Origin of the sequence: Streptomyces sp. CC53, assembly GCF_001865245.1 — a bacterium.
In the GTDB taxonomy this organism is placed as follows: Bacteria; Actinomycetota; Actinomycetes; order Streptomycetales; family Streptomycetaceae; genus Streptomyces.
In genome coordinates this window covers 1-21,224 of the sequence record NZ_MKXB01000047.1, presented here as the reverse complement: position 1 = coordinate 21,224, position 21,224 = coordinate 1, and the positions used below count along the sequence as shown (strand labels likewise).

19 protein-coding genes and 1 riboswitch are annotated in these 21,224 nt (G+C 74.0%); of the genes, 16 read left to right on the top strand and 3 right to left on the bottom strand.

Translation table 11 applies throughout. From position 1 onward, the window contains the following. The first annotated feature begins 35 nt into the window (after positions 1–35). From BJP40_RS04265 to BJP40_RS33955, 13 genes are all read left to right on the top strand, one after another. Positions 36–908, top strand: a complete 873-nt coding sequence (locus BJP40_RS04265) for a glycosyltransferase family 2 protein (RefSeq protein ID WP_071265031.1) — start codon at positions 36–38, stop codon at positions 906–908. A gap of 62 nt (positions 909–970) precedes the next feature. Then, entirely contained in the window at positions 971–1,897 is a 927-nt protein-coding gene (locus BJP40_RS04260; protein WP_071265020.1) for an ABC transporter permease, read from the top strand. Then, the gene (locus BJP40_RS04255; protein ID WP_071265022.1) at positions 1,890–2,690 is read left to right on the top strand and encodes an ABC transporter ATP-binding protein; all 801 of its coding nucleotides are present in this window, start codon (positions 1,890–1,892) and stop codon (positions 2,688–2,690) included. Before BJP40_RS04260 ends, BJP40_RS04255 begins: the two co-directional genes overlap by 8 nt. Before the next feature lie 309 nt (positions 2,691–2,999). Further along, positions 3,000–3,917 (top strand): squalene synthase HpnC, encoded by a 918-nt coding sequence (gene hpnC, locus BJP40_RS04250; RefSeq protein ID WP_071278678.1) that lies wholly within the window; start codon positions 3,000–3,002, stop codon positions 3,915–3,917. Between the two features lie 35 nt (positions 3,918–3,952). Then, a complete protein-coding gene (hpnD, locus tag BJP40_RS04245) occupies positions 3,953–4,873 on the top strand; it encodes a presqualene diphosphate synthase HpnD (RefSeq protein ID WP_071278705.1) in 921 nt (306 codons plus the stop codon). Further along, a complete protein-coding gene (gene hpnE, locus BJP40_RS04240; protein ID WP_079170905.1) occupies positions 4,870–6,288 on the top strand; it encodes a hydroxysqualene dehydroxylase HpnE in 1,419 nt (472 codons plus the stop codon). Before hpnD ends, hpnE begins: the two co-directional genes overlap by 4 nt. Next, positions 6,285–7,382, top strand: coding sequence for a polyprenyl synthetase family protein (locus BJP40_RS04235; RefSeq protein ID WP_226962353.1), 1,098 nt, complete (start codon positions 6,285–6,287; stop codon positions 7,380–7,382). Before hpnE ends, BJP40_RS04235 begins: the two co-directional genes overlap by 4 nt. A 129-nt stretch (positions 7,383–7,511) precedes the next feature. Further along, complete coding sequence (shc, locus tag BJP40_RS04230) at positions 7,512–9,704, top strand: squalene--hopene cyclase (RefSeq protein ID WP_226962352.1); 2,193 nt, start codon at positions 7,512–7,514, stop codon at positions 9,702–9,704. Then, complete coding sequence (locus BJP40_RS04225; RefSeq protein ID WP_071278677.1) at positions 9,704–10,348, top strand: 1-hydroxy-2-methyl-2-butenyl 4-diphosphate reductase; 645 nt, start codon at positions 9,704–9,706, stop codon at positions 10,346–10,348. Before shc ends, BJP40_RS04225 begins: the two co-directional genes overlap by 1 nt. 5 nt (positions 10,349–10,353) lie before the next feature. Beyond that, complete coding sequence (gene hpnH / locus BJP40_RS04220) at positions 10,354–11,376, top strand: adenosyl-hopene transferase HpnH (protein ID WP_071278676.1); 1,023 nt, start codon at positions 10,354–10,356, stop codon at positions 11,374–11,376. 329 nt (positions 11,377–11,705) lie between these two features. Beyond that, positions 11,706–13,091, top strand: a complete 1,386-nt coding sequence (locus BJP40_RS04210; protein WP_071278672.1) for an aspartate aminotransferase family protein — start codon at positions 11,706–11,708, stop codon at positions 13,089–13,091. Between the two features lie 75 nt (positions 13,092–13,166). Continuing rightward, positions 13,167–13,850, top strand: a complete 684-nt coding sequence (locus BJP40_RS04205) for a helix-turn-helix domain-containing protein (protein ID WP_079170904.1) — start codon at positions 13,167–13,169, stop codon at positions 13,848–13,850. A 48-nt stretch (positions 13,851–13,898) separates the two neighbouring features. Further along, the gene (locus BJP40_RS33955; protein WP_175499795.1) at positions 13,899–14,048 is read left to right on the top strand and encodes a DUF6126 family protein; all 150 of its coding nucleotides are present in this window, start codon (positions 13,899–13,901) and stop codon (positions 14,046–14,048) included. 13 nt (positions 14,049–14,061) lie between these two features. Here the strand turns inward: BJP40_RS33955 and BJP40_RS04200 are convergent, their stop codons facing one another. Beyond that, on the bottom strand, positions 14,062–14,874 hold the full coding sequence (locus BJP40_RS04200) for a tyrosine-protein phosphatase (protein WP_071278670.1): 813 nt from the start codon (positions 14,872–14,874) through the stop codon (positions 14,062–14,064). A gap of 1,165 nt (positions 14,875–16,039) precedes the next feature. Further along, positions 16,040–16,198, top strand: a riboswitch (cyclic di-AMP (ydaO/yuaA leader). 4 nt (positions 16,199–16,202) lie between these two features. On the opposite strand from BJP40_RS04200, the gene BJP40_RS04195 reads away from it, so the two are divergent. Next, positions 16,203–17,183 (top strand): LysM peptidoglycan-binding domain-containing M23 family metallopeptidase, encoded by a 981-nt coding sequence (locus tag BJP40_RS04195; protein WP_071278668.1) that lies wholly within the window; start codon positions 16,203–16,205, stop codon positions 17,181–17,183. Between the two features lie 209 nt (positions 17,184–17,392). After that, positions 17,393–18,169, top strand: coding sequence for an SGNH/GDSL hydrolase family protein (locus BJP40_RS04190; RefSeq protein WP_071264751.1), 777 nt, complete (start codon positions 17,393–17,395; stop codon positions 18,167–18,169). A gap of 142 nt (positions 18,170–18,311) precedes the next feature. On the opposite strand, the gene BJP40_RS04185 is transcribed toward BJP40_RS04190, so the two are convergent. Beyond that, positions 18,312–19,076, bottom strand: coding sequence for a TetR/AcrR family transcriptional regulator (locus BJP40_RS04185; RefSeq protein WP_079170907.1), 765 nt, complete (start codon positions 19,074–19,076; stop codon positions 18,312–18,314). Between the two features lie 166 nt (positions 19,077–19,242). Further along, positions 19,243–19,794 (bottom strand): carboxymuconolactone decarboxylase family protein, encoded by a 552-nt coding sequence (locus tag BJP40_RS04180; protein ID WP_071264753.1) that lies wholly within the window; start codon positions 19,792–19,794, stop codon positions 19,243–19,245. Positions 19,795–19,988: 194 nt separating this feature from the next. On the opposite strand from BJP40_RS04180, the gene BJP40_RS04175 reads away from it, so the two are divergent. Continuing rightward, positions 19,989–21,224 (top strand): MBL fold metallo-hydrolase (locus BJP40_RS04175; protein WP_256220630.1); only part of this gene is annotated, 1,236 nt, incomplete at its 3' end.

Here is a 21,224-nt window from a genome sequence, read left to right as displayed (position 1 = left end):
CCGGCCGACCTGAGGTGAGCACCCCCGTGAAACCCCTGAGACTGGGCGCCGTCATCATCACCATGGGCAACCGCCCCGACGACCTGCGCGCCCTCATCGACTCCGTCTCCGCCCAGGACGGCGATCCGATCGAGGTCGTCGTGGTCGGCAACGGCGCACCCGTCACCGGCGTCCCCGAGGGCGTCCGCACCGTCGACCTGCCCGAGAACCTGGGCATCCCCGGCGGCCGCAACGTCGGCATCGAGGCGTTCGGCCCGAACGGGCGCGAGGTCGACGTGCTGCTGTTCCTCGACGACGACGGCCTGCTGCCCGACAAGGACACCGCCGAGCGGGTGCGCCGGGCCTTCGAGGCGGACCCGCGGCTCGGCATCGTCAGCTTCCGCATCGCCGACCCGGAGACCGGCGCCACCCAGCGCCGCCACGTGCCCCGGCTGCGGGCCTCCGACCCGATGCGATCCTCCCGCGTGACGACGTTCCTCGGCGGTGCCAACGCCGTCCGCACGGAGGTCTTCCGGCAGGTGGGGCCGCTGCCGGGGGAGTTCTTCTACGCGCACGAGGAGACCGACCTGGCCTGGCGCGCGCTGGACGCGGGCTGGCTGATCGACTACCGCGCCGACATGGTGCTGCACCACCCCACCACCCCGCCCTCCCGGCACGCCGTCTACCACCGGATGATCGCCAGGAACCGGGTGTGGCTGGCGCGCCGCAACCTGCCGGCCCCGCTGGTTCCGCTGTACCTCGGGGTGTGGCTGCTGCTCACCCTCGTGCGCCGGCCGTCGTCGGAGGGCCTGAAGGCGTGGTTCGGCGGCTTCAGGGAGGGCTGGACCACTCCTTGCGGGCCGCGCAGGCCCATGAGTTGGCGTACGGTGTGGCGGCTGACGAGACTGGGCCGTCCCCCCGTCATCTGACAAGCTCGGCCCCGAGAGCAACGCCCCCGCCCCCGCATCGGTGAACACGAAAGTTTCGACCTGTGAGTGAGACAACCCACGACCGCGCGGTCACCGTCGCCCCGCCCTCTCCCGACGACGGGCTCACCCCGGCCGAGCTGGCCGCCAAGTACGGGCTGACGGTGAGCGGTGCCCGGCCCGGACTGCTGGAGTACGTGCGCCAGCTGTGGGGACGGCGCCACTTCATCCTCACCTTCTCCCGGGCCAAGCTCACCGCCCAGTACAGCCAGGCCAAGCTGGGCCAGCTGTGGCAGGTCGCGACGCCGCTGCTGAACGCGGTCGTCTACTACCTCATCTTCGGTCTCATCCTGGGCGCGGACCGCGGCATGGGGCAGGACGTGTACGTCCCGTTCCTGGTGACCGGCGTCTTCGTCTTCATGTTCACGCAGACCTCGGTCATGTCGGGTGTGCGGTCGATCTCCGGCAACCTCGGGCTGGTCCGCGCGCTGCACTTCCCGCGGGCCGCGCTGCCCGTCTCGCTGGCCCTCCAGCAGCTCCAGCAGCTGCTGTACTCCATGATCGTGCTCTTCGTGATCGTGGTGGCGTTCGGCAGCTACCCCTCGCCGAGCTGGCTGCTCGTCCTGCCGGCGCTGGCCCTCCAGTTCGTGTTCAACACGGGCCTCGCGCTGGTGATGGCGCGGCTCGGCGCGAAGACCCCGGACCTGGCGCAGCTCATGCCGTTCATCATGCGGACGTGGATGTACGCGTCGGGCGTGATGTTCTCCATCCGCATCATGCTGGAGGGCAAGCCGGCGTGGATCGCCGACGTGCTGAGCTACAACCCCGCGGCGATCTACATGGACCTTGTGCGGTTCGCGCTGATCGACGGCTACACGTCCGCCAACCTTCCCCCGCACGTCTGGCTCGCCGGACTGCTGTGGGCGGTCGGCATCGGTGTCGCCGGCTTCGTGTTCTTCTGGAAGGCTGAGGAGCGGTACGGCCGTGGCTGACGAGACCAACAGGGCAGGACTGGCCGAGGCGCGCGTGCCCACCGTCATCGCCGACGACGTGCACATCGTGTACCGCGTCAACGGCGGCGGCTCCGGGGGCAGGGGCAGCGCCACCGCGGCCCTCAACCGCATACTGCGCCGCGACAAGGGCAACCGCGGCATGCGGGAGGTGCACGCCGTGCGCGGCGTGTCCTTCGTCGCGTACCGCGGCGAGGCCATCGGCCTCATCGGCACCAACGGCTCCGGCAAGTCGACGCTGCTGCGGGCCATCGCCGGTCTGCTGCCCTGTGAGCGCGGCCGGGTCTACACCGACGGTCAGCCCTCCCTCCTCGGGGTCAACGCCGCCCTGATGGGCGACCTGACGGGGGAGCGCAACGTCATCCTCGGCGGACTCGCCATGGGCATGTCCCGCGAGGAGATCAAGGCGCGCTACCAGGACATCGTCGACTTCTCCGGCATCAACGAGAAGGGCGACTTCATCACCCTGCCGATGCGGACCTACTCCTCCGGCATGGGTGCCCGGCTGCGCTTCGCCATCGCCGCCGCCAAGCAGCACGACGTCCTGATGATCGACGAGGCGCTGGCCACGGGCGACCGCAAGTTCCAGATCCGCTCCGAGCAGCGGATCCGGGAGCTGCGCAAGGAAGCCGGCACGGTGTTCCTCGTCAGCCACAGCAACAAGTCGATCCGCGACACGTGCGACCGCGTCCTGTGGCTGGAGAAGGGCGAGCTCCTCATGGACGGCCCGACCGACGAGGTCCTCAAGGCGTACGAGAAGGAGACCGGCAAGTAGCGGGTCCGCCGCCGCACGGCGCGGGCCCCGACCGGGCCCGCGCCCCGTGGCGGCGGCACGCGCCACGGGCCGGGGCGGCAGCGCCCCGGGGGCCTCCGCATGGAGTACCGGTCGGCCTCCCGCGCGGGGAGCGCCGTAAGCTGGACCGGTTATGTTTCAGGCCAACCAGGGGCATGGCGCCACAAGTCCGGCGGCGTGTCCGAAATGGGTTGTATTGGGTCAGCAGTGTAGAACGGGAGACGTGACGGCCATGACGGAAGATCTCCACATCACCGAGGGTCCCGCCGTCCCCGCTCCGGGCAGCCGGCAGTGACGGGTGTCCGGCAGGCGCGCCCCGACGGCTCGGCGCACGCCCCCCTCGCCACCCTCGACAAGGCCGCGGACGAGAACTTCCCCGTGGCCCCCTTCTTCCTGCCCCGCGCCTGGCGCGGCGACCTCATGGCGGTCTACGGCTTCGCCCGGCTCGTGGACGACATCGGTGACAGCGACCTCGCCCCCGGCGGCCACGACGCCCGGCTCCTCGGCGCCGGCCCCGACGCCGACCCGCTCACCCTCCTGGACGCCTTCGAAGCCGACCTGCGCCGCGTCTTCGACGGCGGCAGCCCCGGCCACCCGCTGCTGCGCCGGCTCACCGGGACCGTCCGCCGCCACGGCCTCGGCCCCGAGCCGTTCCTCGCCCTGATCGAGGCCAACCGGCAGGACCAGCGCGTCAGCCGGTACGGCACCTACGCCGAACTCACCGACTACTGCGCGCTGTCCGCCAACCCCGTCGGCCGGCTCGTCCTCGGCATCACCGGCACCACGACCCCCGAGCGCGTCCGCCGCTCCGACGCCGTCTGCACCGCCCTGCAGATCGTCGAGCACCTCCAGGACGTCGCCGAGGACCTCCGTCGCGACCGCGTCTACCTCCCCGCCGAGGACCTCGACCGGTTCCACGTCACGGAGGCCGACCTGGCCCTCCCGACCGCCGGCGCGTCGACGCGCGCCCTCATCGCCTACCAGGCCGACCGCGCCCGCCGCCTGCTGGACGAGGGCGGCCCCCTCGTCGGCAGCGTCCACGGCAGGCTCCGGCTGCTCCTCGCCGGATTCACCGCCGGGGGCCACGCCGCCCTCGACGCCGTCGCCGCCGCCCGCTACGACGTCCTGCCGGGACCCCCCAGGGCCAGCCGGCCCCAACTGCTCCGCCGACTGGCGGCGGTGCTGCGAACCACGCGTAGAGAGGGGTGAGCGGGCACGTGCAGACGCCGACCCGGACCACCCGCATGCCCGCCCAGGTGCAGGCCGCCTACACCTACTGCGAGGCCGTGACCGCCACGCAGGCCCGCAACTTCGCGTACGGCATCCGCCTGCTGCCCGCCGAGAAGCGGCAGGCCATGTCCGCCCTCTACGCCTTCTCCCGGCGTGTCGACGACATCGGCGACGGCGGTCTCGGCCCCGACGCCAAGCACAGCCGCCTCGAAGACACCCGGGAGCTGCTCGACCGGGTCCGCCGGGGCGCCGTGGCCGACGACGACACCGACCCGGTCGCCGTCGCCCTCGCCGACGCCGCCCGCCGCTTCCCGCTGCCCCTCGAAGGACTCGACGAACTCATCGACGGCGTCCTCATGGACGTCCGCGGCCGCACCTACGAGACCTGGGACGACCTGCGGGAGTACTGCCGCTGCGTCGCGGGCGCCATCGGCCGGCTCTCCCTCGGCGTCTTCGGCACGGCCCCCGGCGCGCCCGACGCCGAGCGCGCCCCCGAGTACGCCGACACCCTCGGCCTCGCCCTGCAGCTCACGAACATCCTGCGCGACCTGCGCGAGGACGCCGGGAACGGCCGCAGCTACCTGCCGGCGAAGGACCTCGCCGCCTTCGGCTGCGCAGACGGCTTCCGCACCGACACCCCGCCCGAGGGCGGCGACTTCGCCGGCCTCGTCCGGCACGAGGTGCAGCGCGCCCGCTCCCTGTTCGCCGCCGGCTACCGCCTGCTGCCGATGCTCGACCGGCGCAGCGGCGCCTGCGTCGCCGCCATGGCCGGCATCTACCGGCGGCTCCTCGACCGCATCGCACGCGACCCGCAGGCCGTCCTGCGCGGCCGCGTCTCCCTGCCCGGCCCCGAGAAGGCGTACGTCGCCGTGCGCGGACTGTCCGGCCTGGACGCCCGCACGATCTCCCGCCACACCGTCAGGGGGCGCGCGTGACGGACCTCCCCCCGGCCGCCACCGACCGCGGCCCCCGCCCCGCGACCGGCGGCCGCAGCGCCGTCGTGGTCGGCGGCGGCCTCGCCGGCACCACCGCGGCGCTCCGGCTCGCCGACGCCGGCGTACGGGTCACCCTGCTGGACGGGCGGCCCCGGCTCGGCGGCCTCGCCTTCTCGTTCCGGCGCGGCGAGCTCACCGTCGACAACGGCCAACACGTCTACATGCGCTGCTGCACCGCCTACCGGTGGTTCCTGGACGAGGTCGGCGGCGCGGACCTCGCCCCGCTCCAGGACCGGCTGGACGTGCCCGTCGTCGACGCCGCCCGGCCCGAGGGCCGCCGCCTCGGCCGGCTCCGCCGGGCCGCCCTCCCCACCCCGCTGCACCTGGCCGCCAGCCTCGCGACCTACCCCCACCTCTCCCTCGCCGACCGGGCCCGCGCCGGGCGCGCCGCCCTCGCCCTCAAGGCCCTCGACCCCGCCGACCCCGCGCTCGACGGCACCGACTTCGCCACCTGGCTCGCCCGGCACGGCCAGTCCCCGCGCGCCGTCGAAGCCCTGTGGGACCTCGTCGGCGTCGCCACCCTCAACGCCCCCGCCGCCGACAGCTCCCTCGGTCTGGCCGCCAAGGTCTTCAGGACCGGGCTCATGTCCGACCCCGGTGCCGCGGACCTCGGCTGGGCCCGCGTCCCCCTCGGCCACCTCCACGACACGCTGGCCCGTGCCGCGCTCGAAGCCCGCGGCGTGCGCGTCCTGACCCGCACCAAGGCGCGCAGCGTCAGCCCCGCAGGCAGCCGCTGGACCGTCGCCGTGCCCGGCGACACCCTGGACGCCGACACCGTCGTCCTCGCCGTCCCCCAGCGAGAGGCCCACGACCTCCTGCCGCCAGGCGCAGTCGACGACCCCGGCGCGCTCCTGCGGATCGGCACCGCGCCCATCCTCAACGTCCACGTCCGGTACGACAGGACCGTGCTGCGCCGTCCCTTCTTCGCCGCCCTCGGCTCGCCCGTCCAGTGGGTGTTCGACCGCACCGACGCCTCCGGCCTCCGCGGCGGCGGCCAGTACCTCGCCCTGTCCCAGTCGGCGGCGGGCGACGAGATCGACGCCCCGGTGGCCGCGCTGCGCGCCCGCTACCTGCCGGAGCTGGAACGGCTGCTCCCGCTCACCCGGGGCGCCCGCGTCCTGGACTTCTTCGTCACGAGGGAGCGCACGGCGACGTTCGCTCCCGCCCCCGGTGTCGGGCGGCTGCGCCCCGGCGCGCATACGCACGCCCCCGGCCTGTACCTGGCCGGCGCGTGGACGGCCACCGGCTGGCCCGCCACCATGGAAGGAGCGGTGCGCAGCGGCTTCACCGCCGCGTCCGCCGCCCTCTCGGCCCTCGGCCGCCCCCACGTACACCCGCTTGAGGAGGCGGTATGAGACCGACCGCTACCAGAGGAGAACACGTGCCGACTGTGCCCCCGGTGAGTCCCGCCGTCGACACCGAGGAGGTGACCGCGCTCCTGGAGCGCGGCCGTACCCTTGCCACCCCGGTGCTGCGGGCGGCCGTCGACCGGCTCGCGCAGCCCATGGACACCGTCGCGGCCTACCACTTCGGCTGGATCGACGCCCTCGGGCGGCCCGCCGAGGGCGACGGGGGGAAGGCGGTACGCCCCGCCCTCGCCCTGCTCTCCGCGGAAGCGGCCGGCGCCCCCGCCGAGACGGGCGTCCCGGGCGCCGTGGCCGTGGAGCTCGTGCACAACTTCTCCCTCCTCCACGACGACCTGATGGACGGCGACGAACAGCGCCGCCACCGCGACACCGTCTGGAAGGTGCACGGTCCCGCGCAGGCCATCCTCGTCGGCGACGCGCTGTTCGCCCTCGCCAACGAGATCCTGCTGGAGCTCGGCACGGTCGAGGCGGGCCGCGCCACCCGCCGGCTGACCACCGCCACCCGCAAGCTCATCGACGGCCAGGCGCAGGACATCTCCTACGAGCACCGCGAGCGGGTCACCGTCGAGGAGTGCCTGGAGATGGAGGGCAACAAGACCGGCGCCCTGCTCGCCTGCTCGGCGTCCATCGGCGCCGTCCTCGGCGGCGCCGACGACCGCACCGCGGACGCCCTGGAGGCGTACGGCCACCACCTCGGCCTCGCCTTCCAGGCCGTCGACGACCTGCTCGGCATCTGGGGCGACCCCGTCGCCACCGGCAAGCAGACCTGGAGCGACCTGCGGCAGCGCAAGAAGTCCCTGCCCGTGGTCGCCGCGCTCGCCGCGGGCGGACCCGCCTCCGAGCGGCTCGGCGAACTCCTCGCCGCGGACGCCAAGAACCCGGACCTCGACGGCTTCTCCGAGGAGGAGTTCGCCGCCCGCGCGGCCCTCATCGAGGAGGCCGGCGGCCGCGACTGGACCGCCCAGGAGGCGCGCCGCCAGCACACCGTCGCCATCGAGGCCCTGGACCGGGTCGACATGCCGGCCCGGGTGCGGGCGCAGCTCACCGCGCTCGCCGACTTCGTCGTCGTACGGAAGAGATGATCACCATCGCGAAGCGGATGACGTCCCCGCGCATATGAGTTCGCGGTCGCCGGCCGGTGCCCACACATGTCGGCACCGGCCGACGGCAGACCCGTAGCAGCAGCGCACTCACTGCACGAAGGGGAAGCCATGACAGCGACGACCGACGGCAGCGCCGGGGCCACGCGCCCCAGGACGGCGCCCGCCGCCGAAGCGGACGACACCACCTCGACCCCCCGGCCCACCGGGGACCCCGCGCTCCCTCCGGCGCCCCGCGATCTCGGGCCCGCCCGCGGCGGCACCGCCGGAGCACCCGCAACCGACCTCCCCCCGGACCCCCCGCCGGCGGGCCCCGCCCGGACCGCCCGCGGGGAGCGGCCGGCACGCGCCGCCGGGAGCGCGGACGGCGGGACCCGTACGGTCGAGCCCGACCGCGCGGCCACCGCGGACGTGCGCACCGCCGCCGAGCACGCGGTGCGCCGCGCCACCGCGCACCTGCTGGCCCTGCAGGACCCCGAGGGCTGGTGGAAGGGCGACCTGGAGACCAACGTCACGATGGACGCCGAGGACCTGCTGCTGCGCGAGTTCCTCGGGGTCCGCGACGGACCCACCACCGCGGCCGCCGCCCGCTGGATCCGCTCCCGGCAGCGGGAGGACGGCACCTGGGCCACGTTCCACGGCGGCCCCGGCGAACTGTCCGCCACCGTCGAGGCGTACGTCGCGCTGCGGCTCGCCGGGGACCCGCCCGACGCACCGCACATGGCCCGCGCCGCCGCCTGGGTCCGCGACCGCGGAGGCATCGCCGCCACCCGTGTCTTCACCCGCATCTGGCTCGCGCTGTTCGGCTGGTGGAAGTGGGACGACCTGCCCGAGCTGCCGCCCGAGCTGATCTACCTGCCGCCCTGGTTCCCGCTCAACATCTACGACTTCGGGCAGTGGGCCCGGCAGACGATCGTGCCGCTCACCATCGTCTCCGCCAAGCGCCCCGTGCGCCCCGCGCCCTTCGCGCTGGACGAGCTGCACACCGACCCCCGCCGCCCGGCCCCGCCCCGCCCGCTCGCCCCTGCCACCACCTGGGAGGGCGCCTTCCAGCGGCTGGACCGTGCCCTCCACGCCTACCGGCGCGTCGCCCCGCGGCCGCTGCGCCGGGCCGCCATGAACGCCGCCGCCCGCTGGATCGTCGAACGGCAGGAGAACGACGGCTGCTGGGGCGGCATCCAACCGCCCGCCGTCTACTCCCTCATCGCCCTGCACCTGCTCGGCTACGACCTCGGCCACCCCGTGATGCGGGCCGGCCTGGCCTCCCTCGACCGGTTCGCCGTCTGGCCGGAGGACGGCGTCCGCATGGTCGAGGCGTGCCAGTCGCCCGTCTGGGACACCGGCCTCGCCGTCATCGCCCTGGCCGACGCCGGCCTGCCCCCCGACCACCCGGCCCTCGTCCGGGCGGCCGACTGGCTGCTCGCGGAGCAGATCGTCCGTCCCGGCGACTGGGCCGTGCGCCGCCCCCACCTCCCGCCGGGCGGGTGGGCGTTCGAGTTCCACAACGACACCTACCCCGACATCGACGACACCGCCGAGGTCGTCCTCGCGCTGCGCCGGGTGCGCCACCCCGACCCGGCGCGGACGGAGGCCGCCCTGGCCCGGGCCGTGCGCTGGACCGTCGGCATGCAGTCCCGCGACGGCGCCTGGGGCGCCTTCGACGCCGACAACACCAGCACCCTGCCGAACAAGCTGCCCTTCTGCGACTTCGGCGAGGTCGTCGACCCGCCGTCCGCCGACGTCACCGCGCACGTCGTGGAGATGCTCGCCCACGAGGGCCTCGCCGACGACCCGCGCACCCTCCGCGGACTCTCCTGGCTCCTCGCCGAGCAGGAGCCCGGCGGCTCCTGGTTCGGCCGTTGGGGCGTCAACCACGTCTACGGCACGGGCTCGGTGGTGCCCGCCCTCACCGCCGCCGGACTGCCCGGCTCCCACCCGGCGATCCGGCGGGCCGTCGCCTGGCTGGAGTCGGTGCAGAACGAGGACGGCGGCTGGGGCGAGGACCTGCGCTCCTACCGCGACCGCAGCTGGATCGCCCGCGGCCCCTCCACGGCCTCCCAGACGGCGTGGGCGCTCATGGCGCTGCTCGCCGCGGGCGAGCAGGACGGGCGGGCGGTGGCGCGCGGCGTGCGCTGGCTCGCCGACGCCCAGCGCGACGACGGTTCCTGGGACGAGCCGCAGTTCACCGGCACGGGCTTCCCGTGGGACTTCTCCATCAACTACCACCTGTACCGGCAGGTGTTCCCGCTGACCGCGCTGGGCCGGTACGTCCACGGGGAGCCGTCCTTCGGCAAGGAGGACTGATGCCCGGCGAAGCCGACACCGCCGGATCCGGACCCCTCCTCGTGGCCTGCGCGCTGGGCATCGAACGGCTCGCCCTGCGGGGCGGCCCGGGCGCGGCCACGACCACCGTGCTGCGCACCGGCATGGGCCCCGCCCACGCCCGGCGGGCCGTGGCGGAGGCCCTGCGCCCCGACGGGCCGCTGCACGGCGCCGCCGTGATCGCCTCCGGCTTCTGCGCGGGCCTCGCACCGGGCATGCACCCCGGCGACCTGGTCGTCGCCGACGCGACCCGCGGGCCGCTCGGCACCACCCTCTGCACGGCCACCGGGCCGCTGGCGGCCGCCCTGGCCCGTGCGATGCCGGGCCGCACCGTGCACACCGGCCCGCTGCTCGGCACGGACCACGTCGTCCGCGGCCGGGAGCGGGCCGCCCTGCACGCCACCGGCGCCGTCGCGGTGGACATGGAGTCCGCCGCGACCCTGCACGCCGCGCTCGCCGCGGGCCCCCGGCCGGTTGCCGCCGTCCGGGTGGTCGTGGACGCCCCGCAGCACGAACTGGTCAGGATCGGGACGGTACGCGGGGGAATATCGGCCTTCCGTGTTCTTCGTGCCGTACGCCCCGTGTTCCTCGAATGGCACCGTTCCTTGCTGCTCCCCAGGAGGTGAGCCAGATGGCCATGCCGCTCCGCCAGACCGTCCGGGTCGGGACCTATCTGCTCGGACAGAAGCTCCGCAGGCGTGAGAAGTTCCCCCTCATCGTGGAGCTGGAACCGCTCTACGCATGCAACCTGAAATGCGAGGGCTGCGGGAAGATCCAGCACCCCGCAGGAGTGCTGAAGCAGCGAATGCCCGTCGCCCAGGCGGTCGGCGCCGTCCTGGAGTCGGGCGCGCCCATGGTGTCCATCGCCGGCGGGGAACCCCTGATGCACCCGCAGATCGACGAGATCGTCCGGCAACTGGTGGCCCGCCGCAAATACGTCTTCCTCTGCACCAACGCGCTGCTGCTGCGGAAGAAGCTCGACGAGTTCACCCCCTCCCCGTACTTCGCCTTCGCCGTGCACATCGACGGGCTGCGCGAACGCCACGACGAATCCGTCGCCAAGGAAGGCGTGTTCGACGAAGCGGTCGCCGCTATCAAAGAGGCCCAGCGGTGCGGATTCCGGGTCACCACGAATTCCACGTTCTTCAACACCGACACCCCGCAGACCGTCGTCGAGGTCCTGGACTTCCTCAACGACGACCTGAAGGTGGACGAAATGATGATCTCGCCTGCCTACGCCTACGAGAAGGCGCCCGATCAGGAGCACTTCCTCGGAGTCGAGCAGACCCGCGACCTCTTCCGCAAGGCCTTCGCCGGGGGAAACCGCCGGCGCTGGCGCCTCAACCACTCGCCGTTGTTCCTCGACTTCCTGGAGGGCAGGGCCGACTTCCCCTGCACGGCGTGGGCCATCCCCAACTACTCCCTCTTCGGCTGGCAGCGGCCCTGTTACCTGATGAGCGACGGGTACGTCCCCACCTACCGCGAACTCGTCGAGGACACCGACTGGGAGAAGTACGGCCGGGGCAAGGACCCGCGCTGCGCCAACTGCATGGCGCACTGCGGCTACGAGCCCACCGCCGTGCTGGCCACCCTGGGTTCCCTGCGCGAGTCCCTGCGGGCCGCCCGCGAGAGCCTGTCCGGCGCCCGCAGCTGACCGCGCCCCGCGCGCACGAACCGAGCCGACCACCGTCCGCCGCAACGGCGCCGTACGACGACAAGGGGCCCGAGCGTGACACCTCCGGACACCCTCCGCGCACCGAGCGGCACCGGCCGCCCCGCAGCGCGCCGATGCGTCCCGCGGCGGATCCTGCCCCGGGCCGTGCCCGGCGCGACGCCGACCGCCGCGGGACCCGTGCCCGCCGGTACCGCCGGACGGACCACCGGGGCCCCGGGCCGCGGCGGCCGCACCGGCAGCCCGAAGGACCACGTGCCGCGGCTGGCGGAGCCGCGCAGCGAAGCGGGAAACGGAGTGCGGAGCGACGCATGAACACCGAGTTCGACCTGGCCGGACTGCTCGCGGAGCGGAGCGGAGAGCGGTACGCCCTGCACAGCCGCCACCTGAACCATCAACTGCCCCGCATGCTCCACACCCTCGGCTTCGACAAGATGTACGAGCGGGGGGAGGGCGCCCACCTGTGGGACGCCGAGGGCAACGACTACCTCGACATGCTGGCGGGCTTCGGCGTCATGGGCGTCGGCCGCCACCACCCCGTCGTCCGCAAGGCCCTGCACGACGTGCTGGACGCCGGACTGCCCGACCTGACCCGCTTCGACTGCGCCCCGCTGCCCGGCCTGCTGGCCGAGCGGCTGCTCGCCCACTCGCCCCACCTGGACCGGGTGTACTTCGGCAACAGCGGCGCCGAGGCGGTGGAGGCGGCGCTGAAGTTCGCCCGCCACGCCACCGGCAGGCCCCGCGTCGTCTACTGCGGCCACGCCTTCCACGGACTCACCACGGGCGCCCTCTCCGTCAACGGCGAGTCCGGCTTCCGTGAGGGCTTCGGCCCGCTGCTGCCCGACACCGCGATCGCGCTGGGCGACCTCGACGCCCTGGACCGCGAGGTGCGCCGGGGCGATGTCGCCGCCTTCATCGTGGAGCCGGTCCAGGGCAAGGGAGTGCAGGCGACACCGCCGGGCTTCCTGAAGGCCGCGCAGGAGCTGCTGCACCGGCGGGGCGCCCTGCTGATCGCCGACGAGGTGCAGACGGGGCTCGGTCGTACCGGCGACTTCTACGCCTACCAGCACGAGGACGGCGTGGAGCCCGACCTGCTGTGCGTGGCAAAGACGCTGTCGGGCGGATACGTGCCGGTCAGCGCCACCGTCGGCAAGGACTGGATCTTCAAGAAGGTCTACTCCTCGATGGACCGCGTCGTCGTCCACTCCGCCAGCTTCGGTGCGAACGCCCTGGCCATGGCGGCAGGCCTGGCCGTCCTCGCCGTCATCGAGCAGGAGGGCCTGGTCGAACGCGCCCGCCGCGTGGGCGGCCTGCTGAAGTCGCGGCTCGCCGCGCTGGTGGACCGCTACGAGATGCTCCACGACGTCCGCGGCAGGGGGCTGATGATCGGCATCGAGTTCGGCAGGCCCTCCTCCCTGCGGCTGCGCAGCCGCTGGACCATGCTCCAGGCGGCACGCAAGGGCCTGTTCGCGCAGATGGTCGTGGTGCCGCTGCTCCAGCGGCACCGGATCCTCACCCAGGTCTCCGGCGACCGGCTGGAGGTGATCAAACTGATTCCGCCCCTGGTCGTCGGCGAGGACGACGTCGATCGTTTCGTGGGCGCGTTCACCGAGGTCATGGACGAGGCGCACAGCGGCGGGGGACTCGTGTGGGACTTCGGCCGTACGCTGGTGAAGCAGGCCGTCGCCAACCGCTGAGCGGGCCCGTCCCCCCGTGTTTGCCTCCGAGGCAAGAAAGTTGCCTCAGAGGAAAATTCCTGGCCCAATGGGCACATGACCACCGCCGAAGGAACACCCTTCCTCGCGGAGCCCACCCACGCCCGGCCGGACGACGCGCCGCCCGGTGCTCAGGCTCCGGGCATCCCGGCCGCCGACACCCTGCCGGACGTCGCGCCCCGGCTGCGCGAGCTGCGCCGCCGACGCGGTCTCACCCTGGAGGCCGCGGCCGCGCGGGCCGGGCTCTCCCCGGCGCACCTCTCCCGGCTGGAGACGGCGCGCCGCCAGCCGTCGCTGCCCATGCTGCTCGGGCTGGCGAGGACCTACGGGACCACCGTCTCCGACCTGCTCGGCGAGACGGCCCCCGAACGCGACCCGGTCGTCCGCGCCGGGCGCTCCGAGCCCGTCGAGGCGGACGGCTGGATCTACCACCAGGCCGGCGCCGCCGGGCGGGCCATGCAGGCGCTGCGGGTCCGCGTGCCGTACACCGGGCAGCCCGACCGGGTGCGGGTGCACTCCGGCGAGGAGTGGCTGCACGTCCTCAGCGGCCGCGTGCGCCTCGCGCTGGGGGAAACGGTCCACGTGCTCGACCCCGGTGACAGCGCGCACTTCGACTCGCTCACCCCGCACCGGATCGCCGCGGCGACGCGGGGCGGGGCGGAGCTGCTGTTCGTCCACACGCTCATGCAGAGCGCCGCCGCAGACCTGTGCCTGGGCGGCGACCCCGCCCGGCGCCACTGACGGCGGCACCCGCGCCGGCCCGGCCGGCCCGTCAACCCGGAGGCTCCCATGTCCGACCGCCAGGTCCCCCACCCCGACACCGAGACCCGAGGCTTCCCACGCGGTCTGATCCTGCGGCTCTTCGCCTACCTCGTGGCCGGCCACCTCTTCGCGGCCTTCCTCTACCTGCTGTTCATGCTCGGCGCGAAGAACCAGTAGCCCGCCCGCCGCCTCAGCCGTCCAGCAGCCGCAGGCTCAGCCGCTCCCGCACCGCCGGGTCCAGGCCGAGCCCCTCGGTGAGGTACCGCTCGGTGGAGCCCCACGTCTCCTCGATCGTCGCGTACGCCGTGTCCAGGTACTCGCGGCGCGCGTCGAACAGCGGGCTCAGCAGCTCCATCACCTCGGGCGACATGCCGGCGGGGGAGGAGTCGCTGCGCCGCACCTTGTAGCGGCGCCTCGGGTCGTTGGACTTGAGGTAGTCCTCCTCGATCGCGTCCCGCTCCACGCCCACCGCCATCAGCACGACCGCCACGGTCAGGCCCGCCCGGTCCTTGCCGGCGGCGCAGTGCATCAGCGCGGGCACGCTGTCCTCGGCGAGGGCGTTCACCACGCGGCTGTGCTCAGCGGTGCGCTCGATCATGATCTGCCGGTACGCGTACCGCATCCGGGCGGCCGCCTTGCCGTCGCCGAGCAGGTCGCGCAGCTGCAGGATGTCGCCGTCGCGGACCATCTGCCAGAACTCCGCGCCGTCGGCCGGGTCGGACAGCGGTATGTTCACGTTCCGCACGCCCGGCAGCTCCACGTCGTGGCCCTCCAGCGCGTGGTCCGCGGCGTTACGGAAGTCGAAGACGGTGTGCAGGTCCAGGGACGCGAGGAACGCCGCGTCCTCGTCCGTCGCGTGGGCGAGGTGCCCGCTGCGGTACAGCACCCCGTGGCGCACCGTGCGCCCGTCCACGGCAGGCAGACCGCCCACGTCCCGGAAGTTGCGCACTCCGCTCAGTTCCGGCTCCGCTGTCGGGGGGAGGGGCGGCAGCTGCTGCGTCACGGCGGCTCCAAGGGCATCGGCCGTCGGCGACGGCCGCCGACGATGTCGCGGATCCGACGATACGACATTGCTGCCCCGGCCATATACGTCCCCGCAGGTCGCACATCCGTTGCCCCGCGTGCCGCGGCTCGCGCGACCGGGCGCCCCGTCGTGGGCGCCCGGCGCCCGGTACGGGCGGTGCTCCGCGCGGTCGGGGTGGGGCGTCCGATCAGGGGGTGTGCCGCCCGAACGGGCGGGTGAGGCCGCCATGAGGACCCTGCGCCGGAAGCGTAGGCGCTCCTCGACCACCGGTCGGCCCTCCCTGTGCTCGCCCGGCGCCCGTGCCGGGGGAAGGGGTGCAGTGCACGTCGCACGTGCTCGGAGGGAGGCGGTGCGCGCCCGGCCCCGGGTGGGACCCGCGCCACGGGGATCGGTCCCTGCGTGTGCGGGTACGGCAGGTCGGCCGGTTCGCCAGGCGCGTCGGGTGCGGCGGGCCTCCCGGGCGGCGGACTGGGGCGCGGGCCCTGCTCGGCTCGTACGCGGCGCGCCTGCGGGCGGGGCGGGAGGGCCTGCTGCTCTCTGGGCCCCGGCCCGGAGCGCGGCGGCTGCCGTGACCGCGCCGGGCTCGCCGGACCCCGCCGCGGGCATGCTCCTCCCGCACGCGTGGGAGAACACCGTTCCGACACCCTGGTGGGTCCACCGCCGCCATGCGCCTCCCGTACGCGTAGGGGAACGGAAGGGCGACGAGTTCTCCCGTTCTGGGGTGTTTCGGATGGTTCGGTCGCGGCGTGAGGGCGGGGAAGAGTTGCCCGGGTGACACCCCGTCAGTGTGCTTGATGGCGAGATAGGTCTTCTGTCCGTATTGAGCGATTGTGGGGATTAGGCATCCAGTGGGGGTGTTGAGATGGATCGAGCGCTTAGCGGTAACGTGCCCGCATAGAAGGGGACATGGCCCTGCTGCGTGAGCAGCGTCATAGAGGTGACGGTCCGTGGCCGGGGTGCCGGGTGAAACACCCTGTGCGGCAAGGGAATGCATGATCGGTAATCCACGGAGGGTGACGATAATTCCCCGGCGAATTCCCGGGTGTGAATCGATGACGGAAACCTGCCGCTTGTTCCCGTCGTCCTCCCTCGCTTACGGTCACGATCCATCCGGGCGGACCGCCGAATCCTGCCACCGCTCGGAATATGGCACCCACCCACCCACGTGTGGCAGGAGCGGGGGAACCAGGTAGTTCGCCGGACGGGAATTCCCGGACGGCTCGGGGTGAAGTCGCGCCAACGCGCGGCCGGGCAGCTCCAGTCCGAACCCGACAGCTCACCTCGTAGGCGCCGGAGAGGAATTCGCCATGCCCGCGAAGGGTAAGCACCGCCGTCCCAAGTCCCTCGTCCTCGGCCGCGGTTTCGTCGCAGCCGGCACGGGCGGCGCCGCCGCTCTCGCCCTGCCGCTGCTCGGTGCGACCGGCGCGCACGCCGTGGCGCCGGCCACCGCCCCGGCTGCTCCGCAAGCGCTGGCGCAGGCCGTGCAGGCCGCCCAGGTGGCGGCCCAGCCCGCCGAGGCGAAGCAGGCCGCGAAGGCCGCGCCCCGCGTCTACACCGTCGTCGCCGGCGACTACCTCGCGAAGATCGCCCACAACAAGAACGTCAAGGGCGGCTGGAAGAAGCTGTACGCGGACAACCGGCAGGTCATCGGTGACGACCCGTCGCTCATCCACCCCGGCCTGAAGCTGACCCTCGGCGCGAAGAACACCGCCAAGTACAGCAGTGAGAAGGCCGCGCCCAAGGCTGCCGCCAAGGCCGCGCCGAAGGCCAAGGCCGCGCCGAAGCCCAAGGCCGAGCCGAAGGTCGCGACCGAGACCCGCGCCTCGCGGTCCGCCGCCAAGTCCACGGCTCCGGTGAAGACTGCCGCGCCGGCCTCCAACGCCTCCGGCTACACCTCCCCGGTCGCCGCCGGCGTCACCACCCCGTACCGTGCCTCCGGCTCCATGTGGTCCTCCGGCTACCACACCGGTGTCGACTTCGCCGCCGGCTCGGGCAGCACCGTCAAGGCCGTCGGCCCCGGCACTGTGGTCTCCGCGGGCTGGAGCGGCGCCTACGGCAACGAGGTCGTCATCAAGCACACCGACGGCAACTACTCGCAGTACGCCCACCTCTCCTCCCTGTCCGTCTCCGCCGGCCAGACCGTCGGCGGCGGCCAGCAGATCGGCCTGTCCGGTTCGACCGGCAACTCCACCGGCCCGCACCTGCACTTCGAGATCCGCACCACCCCGGGCTACGGCTCCGACATCGACCCGCTGGCCTACCTGCGCAGCCACGGCGTCTCCATCTGACGCCCCTCCCGCACGGGACGCACACCACGCCGCCGCCCGGTACCCCCCACGGTGCCGGGCGGCGGCGTTCCTGCACGCACATAGCGTCGTATTCCGGTCATGGCCGAGATATGGCGGTGGTAAAGATCACGCCGCGTCAACCCCTCCTTACGGTCGCGTAGGCCACATCCCGGGGTGAAAGATGTGCTCCCGTGGCAGACGATTCGACGATGGGGGAGAACGACGTGATCGGGTCGTACACGGCGATCGGGGACAGCTTCACCGAGGGCGTGGGCGACCCCGGCCCGGACGGGCGGTTCGTCGGCTGGGCCGACCGCCTCGCGGTCCTGCTCGCCGACCGGATCCCCGAGGACCAGGACTTCCGTTACGCGAACCTCGCCGTACGCGGCAGGCTGCTCGACCAGATCGTGGAGGAACAGGTCCCGAGGGCCAAGGAACTCGCGCCCGACCTGGTCACCTTCTGCGCGGGCGGCAACGACATCATCCGCCCCGGCAGCGACCCGGACGACGTGGCGGACCGCTTCGAGAAGGCCGTCGCCGACCTCCGGCCGGCCGTCGGCACGCTGCTCGTCACCACTGGCTTCGACACCCGGGGGGTGACCCTGCTCAAGCACCTGCGCGGCAAGATCGCCACGTACAACGGGCACGTGCGGGCCGTCGCCGACCGCTACGGCTGCCCCGTGCTCGACCTGTGGTCGCTGCGCAGCGTCCAGGACCGGCGCGCCTGGGACGAGGACCGGCTGCACCTGTCGGCCGAGGGTCACACCCGCGTGGCCCTGCGCGCCGCCCAGGTCCTCGGCATCGACGTGCCCGCCGATCCGGAGCAGCCCTGGCCGCCCCTGCCGCCCCGCGGCACCCTCGACGTGCGCCGCGACGACATCCACTGGGCCCGCGAGTACCTGGTCCCGTGGATCGGCCGCCGCCTGCGGGGCGAGTCCTCCGGTGACCACGTGACGGCCAAGCGCCCGGACCTCATGCCGCTGTAGGCGGCGCGCCGGTCCGCGCAGACCGCCACCGAGGGGGCGGGTCGTCCGTCGGCCCGGCGCCGTCGGTGCCGGGCCGACGCGTGCGGAGTACGAGCGGCTTCCCTGCGCGCGGGGAAGCACCGTACCCGCCGCGGCGCCCGGGTCACGTCTCCGCGAGGGGCACAGCCGTCCGTTCCCGCCGCACCGGCGGGGAAGGGCACCCGCCGGCCCGCTCCGGGTCGGTCCCGCCCGGCAGCCCGGGCGCCTGGGCACCGCCGTCGCGGTGACCGTCCCGGTGCGCCTCCGCGTCCGTCCCGGCGAGGGCCGTACCGCGGACCGGCGCGCCCAGCTCCCGTGTGAGCGCCTCGTCCGCCCAGCGCAGCAGCGTCGTGCGCGACAGCGCACCCCGGTACACCACCACCTGCACGGCCAGCCCGTCCAGCAGCGCGGTCAGCCTGCAGGCCGCCGCCTCGGGATCCTGGCAGCGGAACTCGCCGGCCGCCGCGCCCTCGGCGAGAACCTCCGCCAGCGCCGCCTTCCACTGCCGGTCCAGACCGGCGGCCAGCCTCCGCAGCGCGGGCTCCCGCAGCGCCGACGCCCAGCCGTCGATCCACAGCCGCCAGCCCTTGGCCCGCCCGCTCGGCGCGTACCAGCGCACCGCCGCGCGCAGCCGCTGCGCCGCGGGCCCCGGCCGGCCCAGGATCCGGCGCAGCTCGGCGAGATCGCCCTCGGCGGCATACGTGAAGGCCGCCGCCACCAGCTTCTCCTTGGTCGAGAAGTGGTACAGCACCAGCGGGGCGCTCACGCCCAGCGCACCCGCCACATCCGCGATCCGCACGGCGGCGGCCCCGCGCGCCTCGATCTGCGCGACGGTCGCCCGCAGCAGTTCCTCCCGCCGTTCGGCCGCCCCCAGCCGCGTCCTCGCCACCGCCACCCCGCCGTTCCGGTCGTACGCACACGCCACGTGCCGTGGCGCGCGTGCCAGTATCCCGGACGCGGCACGCCGGGCCCGCACCCCCGTGACAGGCCCGGCGTACGCTCCGGGGCGCACTCCGTGAAGCACCCCGGAGGCCCCCGGGAGGAGCAGCGCGACCTCACCCGCGGGCCACCTCGCACCGGTCCTTGAAGCCCTGACTTGTCAGCCCCAGAGCGGAGTTCATCCGTGACCGCAGGTTCTCCACCGCCACCATCATCGTGAGCTCGACGAAGCCGCGCTCACCCAGCGCCGACCGCAGCCGCGCCGCCAGCTCGTCCGTGACGTCGGGCGGCGTCGCCGTCATCGCCTCGGCGTACTCCAGCACGTCCCGCTCCAGCGGGGTGTACGCGTCGCTGTCCCGCCACACCGGCACGTCCCGGATCTTCCGGGCGTCCATGCCGCGCCGGACGTTCTCCCAGTACCCGAAGTCCATGCACCAGCTGCACCCGACCACCGCGGACGAGCCCATCACGGCCAGCGCCTTCAAGTCCGGGTCCAGCCCCTTCCAGCGCGCCAGGCCCAGCTCGAACCGTAGGTAGGACAGCAGCACCCGCGGATGGTGGCCCAGCGCGGCCACCGGGTCGAGGACCCTCCCGTACGTACGCCGGGCATACCACTCGACGCAGCGGACGACGAAACCGCGCGGAGGAGCGAGGGACACACGGGCCATGACGGCCACCTCCTGGAACGGGCCGGTGGGACCGGCCCGGTGGGATCGGACACCGGTGGTGGGGCGCCGTCCCGGACGGTGCCCCACCCCCTTCGACCGGACAGCCGCAGCGGATGTGACAGCGGCCCCGCCCGTCGGTGGCCCCGCTCACGGCCCCGCCCATAATGGAAGGACCCGAGACACCTGGAGGTGCTGTGACCGGCGTCGACCCTCTCGGTGCGGTGCGTGCCCGGTTGCGTTCCCTGCGTCCGGCCGCCTTCGGCGCGGACCCCGCCGGCGCCCGGCTGGAGCGCGTCCGCCGCTCCCCGAACTTCGTGGACGGGGCGTTCCGCAACCCGGGCGGCGAGAGGCACAGACCCTCCGGCTCCGCCCTGGAACTGGCGAAGGTCTACCTCCGCAAGGAGGAACGGCTGCGGCGCGCCCCGGCACTGCCCGTCCCGGTGCACCGCGGCACCGCGGCGGACCTCGCCCGGCCGCCCGCCTCGGGGCTGCGGCTCACCTGGATGGGGCACTCCAGCGTCCTCGCCGAGATCGACGGCCGCCGCGTCCTCTTCGACCCGGTGTGGGGCGAGCGCTGCTCGCCGTTCTCCTTCGTCGGGCCCCGCCGGCTGCACGAGGTGCCGCTTCCGCTGGCGGCGCTGGGGCCGGTGGACGCCGTGGTGATCTCGCACGACCACTACGACCACCTCGACCTGCCCACGATCCGGGCGCTGGCCGGTACGGGCACCGTCTTCGCGGTGCCGCTGGGCGTCGGCGCCCACCTGGAGCGCTGGGGCGTCGCCCCGTCCCGGCTGAGGGAGCTGGACTGGGGGGAGACCGCGGAGATCGCCGACCTCGCCTTCACGGCGACCCCCGCACGCCACTTCTGCGGGCGCGGACTGCGCAACCGGCAGCAGGTCCTGTGGGCGTCCTGGGTGGTGGCCGGCCCGGAGCACCGGATCTACCACAGTGGCGACACCGGGTACTTCTCCGGCTTCCAGGACATCGGCGCCGCGCACGGTCCCTTCGACGCCACCATGATCCAGATCGGCGCCTACGCCGAGGCGTGGCCCGACGCCCACATGACCCCGGCGGAAGGCGTGCGGGCCCACCTCGACCTCCAGCGGGGCCGGGCCGCGGAGGGCGCCATGCTGCCCATCCACTGGGGCACGTTCAACCTGGCACCGCACCCGTGGGCCGAGCCCGGCGAGGGCACGGTGGCCGCTGCCGCCGACGCCGGGTCGCGCATCGCGCTGCCCCGTCCAGGCGAGCCCTTCGAGCCCGGCTCGGCCGCGCTGCCGGACGCCCTGTGGTGGCGCGGCGCCGCCCGCCCGCCGTCCGCCGGGTGGCCGGACCACGGCGCCGCGGCGCCCGGCGGCTCCACGGCGGCAGACCGGCCGGGTGCCGCGCCGCAGCCGGCCCCTACCGCGGCCCCCCGGAGCACGCACACC